This window comes from Streptococcus mitis (assembly GCF_000960005.1).
GTDB classification, from domain to species: Bacteria; Bacillota; Bacilli; order Lactobacillales; family Streptococcaceae; genus Streptococcus; species Streptococcus mitis_CK.
Map to the genome: position 1 here is coordinate 811,732 of NZ_JYGP01000002.1, position 16,762 is coordinate 828,493.

The window sequence follows — 16,762 nt, forward strand, 5'->3', positions numbered from 1 at the left end:
TAAAAAATCCCCTCAAAAGAGGAGATTCGATTAGTCTTGAATATGACGGTCTAAGTTCTTCTGATAATCAGCATTGGATTTGCCTTTTTCATCAGCAAATTTCTTGCGGAACTCATCCATTTCTTTGGAAGTGACAATCTTATCTTGGAGTTTAAGATATTTATAACTGTTATCTCCTGTTTTGTCACCAATCCAACCATCAGCACCACTACCTAGTACTTTCTTCGTTACTAACATTTGGGCACCGTCTGAGTGTACAGGAATAACCAAGGCACTGTCTGTTAACCAAGCTTGAGCTTTTGCATATTTAGAATATCGTTTTTCAAGATTTGTTTTCTCACTATTTGCATCATCAATCAATTCTTTGTATTTATCCAATCCAACTGTTTTAATAACTGGATTGTCTGTTCCTGGTGCTACACCAAGAGAGCCGAGGAGACTTGGACCTGAAGTTGGATCAAATACATCTAGATAAGTTGATGGATCTGCATAATCCGGACTCCAACCACTATTAACATTAATGTCCCAATCAACATTATTATTTGATGTTGCTAGAACAGTCATGTTTCCCAATTCATCATCAGAAACCTGTTGAATGTCAACAACTACATTTTCAGAGCCCAAGGCTTCTTCAATGGATTGTTTATAAGACTGAGCTTGATGGATAAAATCTGTCTGAGTAGATGAAACTGGAAGATCTAAATGAATTGGGAACTGTACTCCATCAGCTTGAAGAGTTTTCTTAGCAGATTCAAACTTAGCTTTAGCCTTGTCTACGTTATGAAGTGAATCTTGCGCATCATCAAGACTGACATCTTTCCAGACATTATCCAATTTATCCAATTCTATCTTTGTTACTTGACCAAACGATTGGTCTCCAACTTGTACAAATGTTGGAGGAGTGAAACTTGTACGTAATTTACGAGGCGCCACTTCATCCCCAAACACCTGAGAAACAGCTGCTTTACGATCTGCAGCAAATGCCAAGGCTTGACGGAAATCTTTGTTTAAAAGTGCTTTCTTAGTAGAGGATTTTTCTACATCACTTGTTTTAGCAGTATGATTGTATGACACACGATCAATATTAGTAGACATATAGAAGACGCCACCTCTTTGTTGACCATATACAATATTATCCTTGTATTTTTCTTTTAGACGTTCATAGTTGGCAGAGTTTTTAAAGAGTGGAGCAGCTGGATAATGTCCCTCATCAAAACCACGTCCTAGAGAGTCTGCATCTTGACCATCAAAGAATGATAACTTGATATCATCAATAAAGACATTTTGCTTATCCCAGTAATTTTGGTTTTTGGTCATTTCGATAGAAGATTTCGAAGTAAGCCCCTTAAGAAGATATGCCCCATTGTATAGTATACTCGTTACATCAGTGGCCTTACCAAAATCATCTCCTTTAGATGCCAAAAAATCTCCACTCACGGGAGCAAGGACTCCCATTGTTGTTTTTGAATTCCAGAAAGATTCTGGATGGTTCAAAGTATAAACAACAGTATAATCATCTGTTGCTTTCACACCTACGGTTGAGAAATCTGTTGTTTTCCCATTTACATAGTCATCCAATCCTTTGATAGAATCCTGTACCAAATAGAGAGCCTCTGATTTCTTATCAGCTGCATGCTTAAGACCAGTTACAAAATCCTGAGCCTTAACTTCACCATACTCCTCTCCCTCATTGGTATACCACTTGACACCCTGACGGATTTTATAGGTATAGGTCAAACCATCTTTGGAAACAGTCCAATCTTCTGCAACTGATGGGACCAGATTCCCATATTGATCATTTTCTAGTAATCCATCAATAACATTACCTGTAATCTGTTTAGTGCCGACATTACCAGAAACTGTATAATCCAAAGTAACAGGATCTGATGAGAATACATAGGCATAAGTAACTGGTTTAGTTGCTTGTTTAGTTGCTTCTTTAGTTGCTTCTTTAGTTGCTTCTTTATTACCATTACCAGATGAACACGCTACTAGCACTGCTGCCGAGAGTACAGCAACTCCTGCTGCTAAGAAAACACGTTTTTTCATAAACAAACTCCTTTGCAATTTGTATAAGATTATTATAGCACTTTTATTAAGTAAATCAATGAAAACATTTCTAATATTATCATCAAAAGAATTAGGTAAAGCTCTTGCTAATCTTGATTTCTTCATAGTAGCATTTTTGTGATATAATAGTCTTATCTTTATATAGAGGTAAAGTTATGAAAGAAACTGTTTATTTTGGAACTTATACACGTCGTACTTCCCAAGGGATTTACAAGGCAGACTTCGATACAGAAACTGGTCAGCTTTCAAATCTAGAACTTTTTGCTACTGAGCCAAGTCCAACCTACCTTGCCTTTGACCAGCACCAACATTTATACACTGTTGGTAGTCAAGACGATAAGGGGGGAATTGCAGCCTATCAAACTAATGGTAACTTATTAAATCACGTCGTTGAAGAGGGAGCCCCCCACTGTTATGTTGCCGTTGATGAAAAGCGTGATTTGGTTTACGCGGCAAATTACCACAAGGGACAGGTCCTTGTTTATAAACGTCAGGAAGATGGTCGTCTTCTACTTAGTGATGTTGATCAACACAGTGGCCAAGGTCCACATGAAAATCAAGCTTCTCCACATGTTCACTATACAGATTTAACACCTGACCACTATCTAGTGACCTGCGACTTGGGTACTGACCAAGTAATTACTTATGATCTTGATTCAGAAGGAAAATTATCTAAGCTCTATACCTATCATAGCCAGCCAGGAGCAGGCTCACGCCATATTATTTTTCATAACCATTATAAAATCGCTTATCTCATTTGTGAACTCAATAGCACTATCGAGGTTCTAATCTACGATGGTGTTGGTGAATTTGAACGCATGCAAGTCATTTCAACTCTACCAGACGGTTACGAAGGATTTAATGGAACTGCTGCTATTCGTCTCTCTAAAGATGGTAAATACCTCTACGCTTCTAACCGTGGTCATGATTCTATCGTAGTATATACAATTCTTGCGGACGGTAGCTTAGAGTTATTAGAAATCGTTCCAACGCATGGTAAGACTCCACGTGATTTTAATTTGACACCAGACCAAGAATTTGTCATTGCTATCCATCAAGACTCTGACAATGCAACCGTCTTTAAACGCAATCCTGAAACTGGTCGTCTAGCAGAACTTTCCAACGACTTCCATGTTCCAGAAGCGGTCTGCATCAGTTTTGCTCCTTAAGAAAACATAAAAAATGAACTTGGTAACTCAAGTTCATTTTTTCTTATAGTCTTTTTCCGACATTGATACGATTAATAGCACGTTGCAAAGCAATCTTAGCACGACGTTCTTGGTCAATCAAGTGTTTGTCTTGTGCTTCTTCAATTTCACGCTCTGCTCGAAGTTTGGCACGTTCTGCACGACTAACGTCGATATCACGAGCACGTTCTGCAGAATCAGCAACGATTGTGATGGTATTATTGGCAATTTCAATAACGCCTCCGTTTACTGCAATCCAGTTCACGTGATCTTCATCATCAATACGTTTTACCTTTACTTCATCAACTGCTAAAACCGCAATCATATTTTCATGTCGTGGCAAGATCCCCATCTCACCATCCAGAGTTCGAACCGATACATAGCTGGCATGGTGATCATAGACGAGACCATCTGGTGTCACGATCTGGACAGTTAACTGAGCCATAGATCACCTCTTAAAATCCCATTTTTTCAGCTTTTGCAATCACATCTTCGATAGAACCTACACCACGGAAGGCATCTTCTGGCAAGTGGTCGTGTTTACCATCAAGGATTTCCTTAAAGCCACGAACAGTTTCAGCTACTGGAACATAAGAACCAGGCTGACCAGTAAATTGTTCCGCAACGTTGAAGTTTTGTGACAAGAAGAACTGGATACGACGGGCACGAGCAACCAAGGTCTTTTCTTCATCAGAAAGCTCATCCATACCAAGGATAGCAATGATATCTTGCAATTCATGGTAACGTTGAAGAACACGTTTTACTTCAGCAGCAACTGCATAGTGCTCTTCTCCAACGATTTCAGGTGCCAAGGCACGTGAGCTTGAAGCAAGTGGGTCAACGGCTGGGTAGATACCCAATTGTACCAACTTACGTTCCAAGTTAGTTGTTGAGTCCAAGTGAGCGAAGGCTGTTGCTGGTGCTGGGTCAGTATAGTCATCCGCTGGCACATAGATAGCCTGGATAGAGGTTACAGAACCCTTCTTGGTTGATGTGATACGCTCTTGCAATTGACCCATTTCCGTAGCAAGTGTTGGTTGGTAACCAACAGCTGATGGCATACGACCCAAAAGGGCAGATACTTCTGAACCAGCCTGAGTGAAACGGAAGATATTATCGATAAAGAGAAGCACGTCTTGGCCTTCCACATCACGGAAATATTCAGCAATTGTCAAACCAGTAAGAGCAACACGCATACGTGCTCCTGGTGGCTCATTCATCTGACCAAATACCATGGCTGTTTTCTCGATAACGCCTGATTCTTTCATTTCCCAGTAAAGGTCATTCCCCTCACGAGTACGTTCCCCAACACCGGTAAATACTGAAATACCACCGTGTTCTTGGGCAATGTTGTGAATCAATTCTTGGATTAAGACGGTTTTACCAACCCCGGCACCACCGAAAAGTCCAACCTTACCACCTTTTAGGTAAGGGGCAAGAAGGTCGATAACCTTAATCCCTGTTTCAAGGATTTCAGAAGAGGTAGACAACTCATCAAAAGTTGGAGCTTTTTTATGAATCGGCTGACGCTCTGCGTCTTCTGTAAAAGGAGCTTCCAAGTCAATGGTATCTCCCAAAACATTGAAGACACGTCCCAAAGTTTCTTTACCTACTGGTACAGAGATTGGACGACCTGTGTCCAATACTTCCATTCCACGAGTCAAACCATCTGTTGATTCCATGGCGATAGTACGAACCATACCATCTCCCAACTCTAAGGCTACTTCAAGGACGATTTTTGTTTTTCTTTCGTCATTTTTGTAGACGACAAGTGCATTGTTAATCTCAGGAAGTTTTTCCCCTGCTGCAAACAAGACGTCTACAACGGGACCGATAACCTGAGCAATTTTACCTGAACTCATCTCCTTCTCCTATTCTATATAAGATACTGTCAGTTCCTAGCTCAACTAGGTCCTAATACTCTTCGCAAATCTCTTCAAACCACGTCAGCGTCGCCTTACCGTACTCAAGTACAGCCTGCGGCTAGCTTCCTAGTTTGCTCTTTGATTTTCATTGAGTATAAGTTCATTTTCATACGAGCTGGACTAGAGCCTATTCTAAGGCACTAGCTCCTGCTACGATTTCTGTAATTTCTTGTGTAATCGCCGCCTGTCTGGCACGGTTATACTGAATTGTCAAATCATTAATGACTTTCTTAGCATTATCTGTCGCTGTTTGCATGGCTGTCATACCAGCAGCATTTTCAGCTGTCTTGGCATCGATAATAGCCCCGTAAATCATACTTTCTGCAAACTGAGGCAACAACTGCTCCAAAATTTCTTCTCGGCTGGTTTCCAATTCAAAAGTTAAGCTGTAGTCTTCATCCGCTTCATTTGGATCCAAGTCAACAATCGGAAGCATTTGTTCCACACGCATTTGACTAGTTAGCGTATTGACATGGTGGTTGTAGCAAACATAGAGCTCATCAAAAAGTTCATTTTGGTACATTTCAACTGTTTTTGAAATAATCTTACGAACTTCATCAAAGCTAGGCTGATCCGCCAAGCCACGTAATTCATAAAGTGGTTGAATACCGCGAGCCTTAAAGAAATCAGCTCCCATTCCACCAATACAGATCATTTCAAAACCTTTACCGTCTGGATGGTATTCTTCTTTCAACTCCATAACGGCTTTCAGAATAGAAGAATTATAACCTCCAACCAAACCGCGGTCTGAAGTGATGACGATATAGCCTGTCTTCTTCACAGGACGGCTAATCAACATCGGATTGGTTGAACCACCAGCTCCATTACCATGGAGGATATCTGTCAAGAGTTTGCGGACTTTCTGAGCGTAAACTTGGAAGTTGCGAGCAGCTTCTTCAGAGCGACCAAGCTTAGCAGCTGATACCATTTGCATAGCATTAGTGATTTGACTCGTATTTTTTGTTGAAGCGATTTTTGTTTTAATATCATTTAGAGATACTGCCATCTGACACCTCTATTCTTATTGGAAGCTGGTTTGATTGAGAAACTCTGTAATCGCAGCATCCAAGACTGCTTCTTCTGGCAAGTCTTTTGTATCACGAATGGTTTCCAAAATCTCTGGATGTTGAGCATCAAAGAAGGCATGGAACTCTTCCTCGAAACGAACAATGTCATCTACTGGAACAGTATCCAAGAAACCGTGTGTCAAAGCATAGAGAATGGTTACTTGTTTCTCAACAGGCAATGGTTTGTGAACAGGTTGTTTCAAGACTTCAACTGTACGACGTCCACGGTTCAACTTAGCCTGTGTTGCTGCGTCCAAGTCAGAACCAAACTTAGTGAAGGCTTCCAACTCACGGTATGAAGCAAGGTCGATACGAAGTGTACCAGCAACCTTTTTCATGGCTTTAATTTGTGCAGAACCACCTACACGAGATACAGATGAACCCGCGTCAATGGCTGGACGAATACCCGCATTGAAGAGACCATCACCAAGGAAGATTTGTCCATCAGTGATTGAAATCACGTTGGTTGCGATATAGGCAGAGATATCTCCTGCTTGTGTCTCGATAAACGGTAGGGCTGTAATAGATCCACCACCAAGTTCATCAGAAACTTTAGCTGAGCGCTCAAGCAAACGGCTGTGAAGGTAGAAAACATCCCCTGGGAAAGCTTCACGACCTGGAGGACGACGAAGCAAGAGAGACAGTTCACGATAAGCTACCGCTTGTTTTGAAAGATCATCATAAACGATCAAAACATGCTTCCCTTGGTACATAAATTCTTCCGCCATAGCAACCCCAGCATAAGGAGCTAGGAAAAGCAATGGAGATGGTTGTGAAGCAGAAGCTGTCACAACGATTGTGTAATCCAAGGCACCGTACTGACGTAGTGTTTCTACTTGCGTACGAACTGTTGATTCTTTTTGTCCAATCGCTACGTAGATACAGATCATATCTTGACCTTTTTGGTTCAAGATTGTATCAATCGCAATGGTTGTTTTCCCTGTCTGACGGTCACCGATAATCAACTCACGTTGACCACGACCAATCGGTACAAGGGCGTCAATAGCTTTCAAACCAGTCTGCAATGGTTCTGATACAGACTTACGTTGCATGACACCAGGGGCTGGTGCTTCTACTGGACGAGTTTTATCAGTGTGGATTTCTCCAAGACCGTCAACTGGACGACCAAGCGGATCCACAACACGACCAATCAGACTTTCACCTACTGGGACTTCCATGATTTTACCTGTACGGTGAATTGTATCGCCTTCACGGATATCAGTAAAGTCACCTAGGATGATAATACCGACGTCTGTTGACTCCAAGTTTTGAGCCATCCCATAAGAGCCGTTTTCAAAAATCAACAACTCTCCACTCATGGCATTTTCAAGGCCGTGAGCACGCGCGATACCGTCCCCGATATAGGTTACAACACCTGTTTCAGTCACATCAAAATTGGGTTTGAAATTTTCAATTTGTTGCTTAATTAAAGCGCTGATTTCTTGTGCGTTAATTGCCAAAAGAACACCACTTTCTATTTCAAATTTTCTTTAACAACTTTAAGTTGTTGTTTAATACTCACATCAATTGTCTTGTGATTGGCAAAAATGACAAAACCACCAATAAGACTTTCATCGATTTCTTCTTTTACACTCCTTACTTTAAGAGACATTTTTTTCTCAATCAAAGGGAGCAAGCGACTCTTCTGTTCATCAGTTAAAGGATGAGCTGACGTAATCGTCACTTCAAATCGATTTGTTTCTTTTTCAAGTCGGTTCAAGCAATCTACAAGAATATCATAAAAAAGATTTGCTCTGTGATTGTAGATAAGAACCTGGATAAAGTTTTGCAATAAAGGTGACACTGAGTCTTGGAAGAACGCAATCGTTTTTTCCTTGTCAGACTCGTCTACTGCCACTTTTTTTAAAAAAGAAGGTAAACCTGTTTCTTCAGCAACTTGCTTGATTTGAGTCAAGTCTGAAAAAATACGGTCTTCTTCTCCTTTTTCAAGTACCAATTGGACAAAAGGCATGCTGTATTTTTCAATTACCTTTACTGTTTTCTTGTCCATTAAGCTTCTCCTAGCTGATCGATATACTGATCAATGAGTTCTTTATGGGCATGACCATCAAGGTTTTGTGAGATGATTTTACCAGCCAAGCTGATTGTCAAATCTGCTACCTCACCCTTAACGCTTTGTAAAGCTTCAGCTTTGTTTTGAGCAATTTCTTGGTTTGCTTTTTCTTTTAAGCGTCCTGCTTCTAGTTTAGCATCTGCTAAAATACTAGCCTTACTTTTCTCAGCTGTTTCTCTCGCATTCTCAATGATTGTCTTAGCTTCTTTACGGCTACCAGCCAATTCATCTTCGCGTTTTTGAGCCAATATTTCCGCTTTTTGACGGGCTTCTTCAGCTCTATCAATATCTGAAGCAATTTTTTCAGCTCTTTCTTCGAAAATGCCTGTAATATTAGACCATGCAAATTTTTTAATCAAGACTAGCAAAAGGATAAAAGAGCCAGCGATTAAAATAAAATTACCAATTAATTCACCTACTGTTACGTGCATCAGTTACTCCTTTCTACTCTTCATCATTAATTTTATTTCCTAGGTACATAGAGGATAATAGTGTAAAGACATAGGCCTGTACACAAGAAATGAACACGGAAAATGCAGTCCAAACTAAGTTTGTCCCAAATGCGATTGGATACCAAAAAATAGCCTGATGTGAAAGTAAGAGAAGCAAGCTTGTCATTACTTCACCTGCAAAGATATTCCCAAAAATCCGCAAAGCAAGAGAAAGGAAATTCGTGACTTCTTCAAGTAGATTCATCGGTGTCATAAATGCAGGAGTTACAAAACCTTTTAGGTATTGTTTAATCCCACGACGACGAATCCCCTCAATATGCGCCATCACAATAATACAGAAAGACAAGACAAGGTCAAATGAAAGATTTGCAGTTGGCGATGTCCAAAGGTTTGTCCCATCTGTTGTTTGAAGTTTAGCCATCAAACCAAGATTATTAGCAATGACCATAAAAAGAAATAAACATAAGTAAAAGAGTGAGTAATCTTTTATGTAGTGGGAACCAAGGTTAGGTTCTGTAAATCCAATTACAAAATCATAGAGATACTCTAGTACATTTTGTTTACCTTTGGGTTTCAAGGTCATATTACGACTTGCCCAATAGATAAATGCAAAAATCAGAAACACAGACAGCAAAGTCAAGGCTGTCAAAGTTAAATCAAAGGTAACAGGACCAATATTGATGGTTGGATTGATACTTTCTTCCATCTAACATTCTCCCTTCTCCAATTTATATTTCGTTATTTAATAATAAATGAGAAGACAAGAGTTACGAAGAAAGTTCCTTCAATAAAGGCAACCCCTAAAAACATCAAGCTACGAAACTCAGCGATAATATCTGGTTGGCGAGCAACTGATTTCAACAAACCATTCATCAACATACCCTCACCAAGAGATACACCCATACAGGCAAGACATAGACCAAAAAATGTTAAATTCATGACGAATTCTCCTTTTAATTAAAATTTACTTACTTAGTTTAGTCCTAAAAATTGGATTTGTCAACTTTTTACTAACATTGAAAGCGTTTAATGAAAATTATTTACAATTTTACTATTTTTAAGCATATTGTATAGAAAACTTTGTAAAAAACTTGTAATAAATCCGACCATTATCTAGACATTTCTGAAAAATATTGAAAAAATCCGAGATGAAATCTCGGATGGAAATTAATATATTTTCTTTAACCTAATGCTCTTTTAGTAAGTAGGATTAAAAGGAAATCTTTCGTTTCCTACATGTTTATTAAGCACGAACTGTGACGCTGGTTCCATCTTCCTTATAGAGATTGATGAGTCCTTCTTTTAATGCACGAACCATGTCTCCTGCTTGAACAGGTTGTGGGACTTTGATTGTCAAGAGTTCCATCGGATTTGGAGCGCGGTCGATTTTATTGCCTTTGGCATCATGCAAATCTTCGATATACGTTTCAAAATGACGGAAACATGGGCCATAAAACTCAACTTGGTCGCCTTCGTTAATAACGTTCCGTTGACGAATAGTTGCTGTTTGTGTCGCATCATCATAAGAAACGACTTCAGCAACAAACTTGTACTCAGGAATTTTACGACGAGCACCAAACAACTGCTCATTTTCAGATGGTGTACCATAGTAGAATCCTGTTGCCAATTCACGTTGGGCAACCTTCCACATCTCATCAATCAAGTCCTGCTTAATAGCTTCAAACTTCTCTGGACTTTCTAGATAAGCATCAACAGCTGCCTTGTAGCAGTTGGTTACTGTTGAAACATAGTGAATAGACTTCATACGTCCTTCGATCTTCAGACTGTCCACACCGTTTTCAATCATATCTGGGATATGGTCAATCATAGACATGTCAACGGCTGACATAGAAAATTCTTCTGGGATTTCCCCTTTCAAACTCTTGCGTTCTTTCCCAAATGGCATATCGTAAAGATCATACTTCCAACGGCAAGACTGAGAGCAACCGCCACGGTTAGCATCACGCATACTCATATGGTTTGAAAGAGTACAACGACCAGAGTAAGAAATGCACATGGCTCCGTGGACAAAGGCTTCAATCTCAACATCTGTACGTTTGCGGATTTCTGCCAATTCTTCCATTGAAACCTCACGCGCCAAAACGACACGAGTTAAGCCCAGTTCCTTCCAAAACTCAAGAGTTTCATAGTTTGTGGCACTTGCTTGGGTAGAGAGGTGGATTTCAAGACCTGGTGCTTCTGTAGCCGCAATCATAATCAAGGCTGGATCAGACACGATAACTGCCGCAATGCCGATATCACGTAGTTTACGGAACCACTCACCAGCACCAGCTTCATTTCCTTCATGCATAACCATGTTGGCAGCCACATAAACCTTAGCACCATACTTGGCCGCAAACTGGACACCTTCTTCCATCTGTTCGAAAGTAAAGTTTCCGGCACGGCTACGAAGACCATAGGCCTGACCACCGATAAAGACAGCATCTGCTCCATACTGAACAGCTACTTTTAGCTTCTCTAAAGTCCCTGCAGGTGATAAAACCTCAGGACGTTTTAATGTTTTTGTCATGTTTTCTCCTATTTGCAATATAAAAGTTTGACGTTTTTCCTTCTCATTTTATAGTAAATAAGTGATAAAATCAAGCCTAGACAGATTGTTTTGACAATTCTAATCTTTTAATACTCTTCGAAAATCTCTGCAAACCACGTCAGCTTCCATCTGCAATCTCAAAACAGTATTTTGAGAAACCTGCGTCTAGCTTTCTAGTTTGCTCTTTGATTTTCATTGAGTATATGATTTGCATAATGACTGATAAACTGTCGAAAATTAACCCAGTTTTAACAAGTAGCCAAAAAGTCTAGAAAAGTAAAAACCAGTATCCAAAGATACTGGCTAATTACACTACATAAATTAGTCCTTAGATGACTACTCCCACTCTACTGTTGCAGGTGGTTTACTTGTAATGTCGTAGACGATACGGTTAACGTGGTCCACTTCGTTTACGATACGTACTGAGATTTTTTGAAGCACTTCCCAAGGAATCTTAGCAAAATCAGCAGTCATACCATCGATAGAGGTGATAGCACGGATTGCAATCGTGTAGTCATATGTACGACCGTCACCCATAACACCAACTGAACGAACGCCTGTATTAACTGTGAAGTATTGCCAGATATCGCGATCAAGACCAGCTTTAGCAATTTCTTCACGAAGGATAGCGTCTGACTCACGAACTGTTTCAAGTTTTTCTTCAGTAATTTCTCCCATGACACGGATAGCAAGTCCTGGTCCTGGGAATGGTTGGCGCCATACGATATGGTCTGGCATACCAAGCTCTGTACCAAGGGCACGAACTTCATCTTTATAGAGAGTGTTGAGTGGTTCGATCAATTCAAATTGCATGTCTTCTGGAAGACCACCCACGTTGTGGTGTGACTTGATAGTTTGAGCTGTATCCGTACCAGACTCGATAACGTCTGTGTATAAGGTACCTTGAGCAAGGAATTTCACATCTTTGAGCTTGCTTGCTTCATCATCAAAGACATACACAAATTCGTTACCGATGATTTTACGTTTTTGTTCTGGGTCAGAAACGCCAGCAAGTTTATCAAGGAAACGTTTAGCAGCGTCTGCTTTGACGATATTCAAACCAAACTTACCACCAAGCATTTCCATAACTTGGTCCGCTTCTCCTTTACGAAGAAGACCGTGGTCTACGAAGATACAGATCAATTGATCGCCAATAGCCTTTTGGAGAAGAACTCCAACGACAGATGAGTCAACCCCACCTGAAAGGCCAAGAAGGACACGTTTATCACCGACGGTTTCACGTATTTTTTGGATCTGCATATCGATGAAGTTATCCATTGTCCAGTCGCCTTTAGCTTTACAGATGTTAAGAGCAAAGTTACGAAGGATATCATTTCCGTATACAGAATGACGAACTTCTGGGTGGAATTGGATACCGTAAATGTGTTTATCTGGGTTTTCGATGGCTGCATAAGGGCAGTCAGCTGATGTACCTGTACGAACAAAGTCAGCAGGAATTTCAGTAACCGCATCACCATGGCTCATCAAAACAGTCTGTTCATCAGGTGTTGATTCAAAAAGCGCTGATGGTGTGTGAGTTAGTGTTGATTGACCGTATTCACGATTTCCAGCGTCACCTGCAGGGACAACTTTTCCTCCAAGTTTATGGGTCAATAACTGCATACCGTAACAAATTCCCAAAATAGGAATTCCGAGTTCGAAGATTTCTGGGTCAATATCAAATGAACCATCTTCGTATACAGAGTTTGGACCACCTGATAGGATAATTCCTACAGGATTGATTTCACGAACTTCAGCAGCTGAAATTTTATGGCTTTTTAGTTCTGAAAAAACACCAATCTCACGGATACGGCGTGAAATCAGCTGGTTGTACTGGCTACCATAGTCCAGCACGATGATTTTTTCTACATCTTGCAAATCAGTTGAAATGTTGCTCATCTTTTTCCTTTCTCAAAAGAAATATCTTTTTTCAATATTCTATCACAAATACTAGTGAATTACCAACTAAACAAGGCGAAGTTTGACTTTTTCTAGTTTATTAGGGTACAATAGAGAAAAGATAGAAATGAAGTGAAAAATATGCTACCCGCTTATATGAAAATCCATGATCAGATTAAAAAGGATATTGACGAACATCGTTGGGCTATTGGTGAGAGACTTCCCAGTGAAAGAGACTTAGCAGAGCAGTTTGCGGTCAGTCGCATGACCCTCCGCCAAGCTATTTCCCTCTTGGTCGAAGAAGGCGTTTTAGAGCGCCGTGTAGGAAGTGGCACCTTTGTTTCCAGTACTCGAGTACAAGAAAAGATGCGAGGGACAACCAGTTTTACTGAAATTGTTAAGGCCCAAGGTAAAGTTCCCTCTAGCCAGCTCATTTCCTACAGAAAAACTATTCCAAATGAACAGGAAGTTGCCAAGCTAGGAATTTCTCCAACGGACAATATTATCCGAATGGAGCGGGTTCGCTATGCGGATCAAGTTCCTCTGGTTTATGAAGTTGCTTCTATTCCTGAAAAATTCATTAAGGACTTTAAAAAAGAAGAAATCACCAGTCATTTCTTCCAAACCTTGCAAAAACACGGCTACCGTATAGGCAAATCTCAACAGACCATCTATGCTCGTCTTGCTAAGGAAAAAATTGCTCACTATTTGGAAGTTGAAAAAGGACATGCTATTCTTGGTTTAACTCAAGTTTCCTACCTAGAAGATGGTACTGCTTTTGAATACGTAAAAAGTCAATATGTAGGCGAACGTTTTGAATTTTATCTTGAAAATAATTAGATCACTATGCAAAAACTCTCTGTCACGGACGACAAAGAGTCTTTTTATTTTTCTAAAAGTAAATCTTTCAACGAAATCAAAGTTACAGCAACTAATATCATTGCCATACCAAGAAAATCAATGGGATAAAATTGTTCATTCATAATTAGGAAAGCAAAGAAAACTGCCGAGATTGGTTCAATTGAAGCCAACAAGCTTGACTTGACCGGTCCTATCAGACTGGCTCCTTTAAGGAAAGCTGTATAGGCAAAGACAGTCCCGATAAGGATAATTCCCGCAAAAGCGAGGAGAAAATCAAGACTAGTTGGGATAGTAGCCTCTAGAACCCCTGTAAAAGGAAGGGCGACCAAACCAGCTATGACCATTCCCACACCAATGACCAAACTGCTCCCCCACTTCTTAATCAAGGATATGGGCAAAATGATATACAGGGCGTAAGTCAGAGCAGAAAAGAGACCCCATAACAGGCCTGCAGGTGTCATGGATAACTGGTCCAACTGCCCATGAGTTGCAATCAGGAAGGTCCCTCCGATGGCTAATATGATAGAAACTATCTCTCCCAGTGTCGGTGCCACCTTATCCTTGATACAGCTATAAATCAAAATCCCGACAGGACAAACATACTGAAGCACCGTCGCGGTTCCTGCATTGGTTTCCTGAATAGCAGTTAGATAGGCGAATTGGTTGAGGAAGAGACCAATTAGAGCAAAAATAAGAAGAGACAGCAAACTCTTTCTATCCTTTAAAAAGGCCAGCATTCTATCCTTTGCAGTAGCATAAGCCAAGACCATGAGAATCCCACCGGCGATTAAAAGTCGTAAGTTAGTTAAAACCAGAGACGAAATTCCATGTGCCATCAGGTATTGGCCACTCGTTCCTGACAAGCCCCAAGCAATCCCAGCCACAACTGTTAATAGAGTCCCTTTTAAACTGTTTGACATGTCTCTCCTTACTCTTCTTTGCGAATCAAGTCCATCACTTGATTGCGGTCTATAATCCATTGAGCTCTCTCATCCTTTTCATAGGTACGATTCGATAGGAAAATGACCGCTTCTTGCTTCTGACGATTCCACATGATAAAGGTACCTGTATAGCCCGTATGGTCTAGCCAATCTCCTTCCAAATTCCATGCTAAAGAACGTTCCTTGTCATCCAAAGTAGAAAAATTTTGACTCAAATCTCTTGCAAAATCATCTGCTAAATAGTGTTCTAAAAAAATTTGTAAATCCTTTACAGTCGAAAACAAACCAGCACTACCAGCATGTCTGCCTAGGAGGCGAGCCTTGGGATCATGTACCAGACCTGCCTCTACACCTCTAACTGTTGGAACAGCAAGTTCAACAGGACCAAACTGGGTTTCCGTCATTCTCCAAGGATTCCACACTTGTTCTTGTAAAATCACATCCAAGTCTTGATTAAAGATTCTTTCCAAGATAAAACCTAACAGCAAAAAATGGACATCCGAATAAAGAAAGGCTGACTGACTTCGTCTGTTGAGATGAAACATCGCGTCCTTTAATTCTGAGGCTGCTAAAAGATCCCTATTGGGAATAAAAGGATCAAGATCTGTAGAGTGGGTTAAGAGCTGACGAATAGTGATGTCTGGATAATCACTTTCAGGTAAAAAATCTGTTACCGGTCTATCAATATCTAATTGACCTTTATCCCACAAGAAGGTCAAAACTGTGCCAACCCCAACAACCTTGCTGACACTAGCTAGGTCATAAACAAGTCCTGCTTCAGTCTGCAAGCCATGCTCTGGGTCACTCTGGCCTAAATAGAACTCCGTCCATTGATTGTCCTTAAAATACGCAAAAGAGGCTCCGGGATAGATCCCTGCCTCGATTTGGTCTTCTATTTTTTTAATAATCTTGGTCCACTTCATACTTCTTCAAACCACAATTCAACATTATTTCTATCTTTACCAAGGAAGAATTTTTCAGACTTAGGAATAAAATATTCAGTAGACTCAAACTTCTTACGAAGACTTGCTATATCTAGTTCATTGACCAAGAACTTGAGCATAGATAAGTCCCAAGTAATCGTATTGTCCACAGTCAAATCCTGCCCCTGAGCTGGAATAAAATCAAGGGATTCCCCAATTTCAGATAGTTCCAAGACACTATCTACATCCGTTGGGAGGTGTAATTCCATAGAAATCTCAAATTTACTTAAAGAAATTGACTCCAGATCTGTTTGAAACTCAGATTTTTCTCCTACTTCTACTAGATTTTCTCTGTCATCTTCCGCATGAATCAAAACCAAATCATCTTCTGGAGAGTAAATTTCAAAAGCGTAGCCGTTTTGACCTTTATATAATTGATGAATCGAATCTGTTTTAGATAAGAGTCCTTCAATTTCTAAGGGATTTTCCACTTTGACAATCAATCTAGCTAGTTTTTTTCTTCCCTCTACCTTACGAGTACGCATACTGGGAGCTTCTTCTAAAACCAGCTTTTCTAGACCTGTTTGATCACCTAGTGACAGAAAGGCTGACTCTTCTAACAAGGCCTTCATGCCAAGGGTTTCTATATAAAATGTTTCATTTAATTTTCTATTATTAACTTTTAAAGTAGGAATAATCCGTACAATCTGATTTACATTCATAAACTCCTCCAACTCTTTTATTTTAAAGGATTTTAGAATTTTTTACAAGAAATTATGCTCAGATTTACCTTTTTTTCGTAAAATTTCATC

At 40.1% G+C, this 16,762-nt stretch carries 16 protein-coding genes; 2 read left to right on the plus strand and 14 right to left on the minus strand.

Going from position 1 to position 16,762, the window contains the following annotated elements; all coding sequences use genetic code 11:
* Positions 1-30: 30 nt before the first annotated feature.
* The gene (locus TZ90_RS05390) at positions 31-2,049 is read right to left on the minus strand and encodes a peptide ABC transporter substrate-binding protein (protein ID WP_045611876.1); all 2,019 of its coding nucleotides are present in this window, start codon (positions 2,047-2,049) and stop codon (positions 31-33) included.
* Positions 2,050-2,225: 176 nt separating this feature from the next.
* Here TZ90_RS05390 and TZ90_RS05395 point away from each other — a divergent pair, with 176 nt between their 5' ends.
* Entirely contained in the window at positions 2,226-3,239 is a 1,014-nt protein-coding gene (locus tag TZ90_RS05395) for a lactonase family protein (RefSeq protein ID WP_045611878.1), read from the plus strand.
* A gap of 43 nt (positions 3,240-3,282) precedes the next feature.
* Here the strand turns inward: TZ90_RS05395 and TZ90_RS05400 are convergent, their stop codons facing one another.
* From TZ90_RS05400 to guaA, 10 genes are all read right to left on the minus strand, one after another.
* On the minus strand, positions 3,283-3,702 hold the full coding sequence (locus TZ90_RS05400; RefSeq protein ID WP_045611880.1) for a F0F1 ATP synthase subunit epsilon: 420 nt from the start codon (positions 3,700-3,702) through the stop codon (positions 3,283-3,285).
* Between the two features lie 10 nt (positions 3,703-3,712).
* Positions 3,713-5,119: a F0F1 ATP synthase subunit beta gene (gene atpD, locus TZ90_RS05405; protein ID WP_000094357.1), complete on the minus strand. Its 1,407-nt coding sequence runs from the start codon at positions 5,117-5,119 to the stop codon at positions 3,713-3,715.
* Between the two features lie 190 nt (positions 5,120-5,309).
* Positions 5,310-6,188, minus strand: a complete 879-nt coding sequence (locus tag TZ90_RS05410; RefSeq protein WP_000301216.1) for a F0F1 ATP synthase subunit gamma — start codon at positions 6,186-6,188, stop codon at positions 5,310-5,312.
* A gap of 15 nt (positions 6,189-6,203) precedes the next feature.
* Positions 6,204-7,709: a F0F1 ATP synthase subunit alpha gene (atpA, locus tag TZ90_RS05415; RefSeq protein ID WP_045611882.1), complete on the minus strand. Its 1,506-nt coding sequence runs from the start codon at positions 7,707-7,709 to the stop codon at positions 6,204-6,206.
* Positions 7,710-7,723: 14 nt separating this feature from the next.
* Positions 7,724-8,260, minus strand: a complete 537-nt coding sequence (locus TZ90_RS05420; RefSeq protein ID WP_000359030.1) for a F0F1 ATP synthase subunit delta — start codon at positions 8,258-8,260, stop codon at positions 7,724-7,726.
* Complete coding sequence (gene atpF / locus TZ90_RS05425; RefSeq protein WP_000558547.1) at positions 8,260-8,754, minus strand: F0F1 ATP synthase subunit B; 495 nt, start codon at positions 8,752-8,754, stop codon at positions 8,260-8,262. The genes TZ90_RS05420 and atpF overlap by 1 nt, the downstream gene beginning before the upstream one ends.
* Positions 8,755-8,767: 13 nt before the next feature.
* On the minus strand, positions 8,768-9,481 hold the full coding sequence (gene atpB, locus TZ90_RS05430) for a F0F1 ATP synthase subunit A (RefSeq protein WP_000392860.1): 714 nt from the start codon (positions 9,479-9,481) through the stop codon (positions 8,768-8,770).
* A gap of 32 nt (positions 9,482-9,513) precedes the next feature.
* Positions 9,514-9,714 carry a F0F1 ATP synthase subunit C gene (locus tag TZ90_RS05435; protein WP_001054559.1) on the minus strand — a complete coding sequence of 67 codons (201 nt, stop codon included), beginning with the start codon at positions 9,712-9,714 and terminating at the stop codon, positions 9,514-9,516.
* 304 nt (positions 9,715-10,018) lie between these two features.
* Complete coding sequence (locus TZ90_RS05440) at positions 10,019-11,305, minus strand: peptidase U32 family protein (RefSeq protein WP_000169064.1); 1,287 nt, start codon at positions 11,303-11,305, stop codon at positions 10,019-10,021.
* A 357-nt stretch (positions 11,306-11,662) separates the two neighbouring features.
* The gene (gene guaA, locus TZ90_RS05445; RefSeq protein ID WP_045611885.1) at positions 11,663-13,225 is read right to left on the minus strand and encodes a glutamine-hydrolyzing GMP synthase; all 1,563 of its coding nucleotides are present in this window, start codon (positions 13,223-13,225) and stop codon (positions 11,663-11,665) included.
* Between the two features lie 141 nt (positions 13,226-13,366).
* Here guaA and TZ90_RS05450 point away from each other — a divergent pair, with 141 nt between their 5' ends.
* Positions 13,367-14,065, plus strand: a complete 699-nt coding sequence (locus TZ90_RS05450) for a GntR family transcriptional regulator (protein WP_004248332.1) — start codon at positions 13,367-13,369, stop codon at positions 14,063-14,065.
* Positions 14,066-14,109: 44 nt separating this feature from the next.
* On the opposite strand, the gene TZ90_RS05455 is transcribed toward TZ90_RS05450, so the two are convergent.
* From TZ90_RS05455 to TZ90_RS05465, 3 genes are read right to left on the minus strand one after another with little or no spacing between them, the layout of a single operon-like run.
* Entirely contained in the window at positions 14,110-15,006 is an 897-nt protein-coding gene (locus TZ90_RS05455; RefSeq protein WP_045611887.1) for a DMT family transporter, read from the minus strand.
* 8 nt (positions 15,007-15,014) lie between these two features.
* Positions 15,015-15,950: a serine hydrolase domain-containing protein gene (locus tag TZ90_RS05460; protein WP_045611889.1), complete on the minus strand. Its 936-nt coding sequence runs from the start codon at positions 15,948-15,950 to the stop codon at positions 15,015-15,017.
* Positions 15,947-16,672, minus strand: coding sequence for a CppA N-terminal domain-containing protein (locus TZ90_RS05465; protein WP_045611891.1), 726 nt, complete (start codon positions 16,670-16,672; stop codon positions 15,947-15,949). Before TZ90_RS05465 ends, TZ90_RS05460 begins: the two co-directional genes overlap by 4 nt.
* Positions 16,673-16,762: the final 90 nt, after the last annotated feature.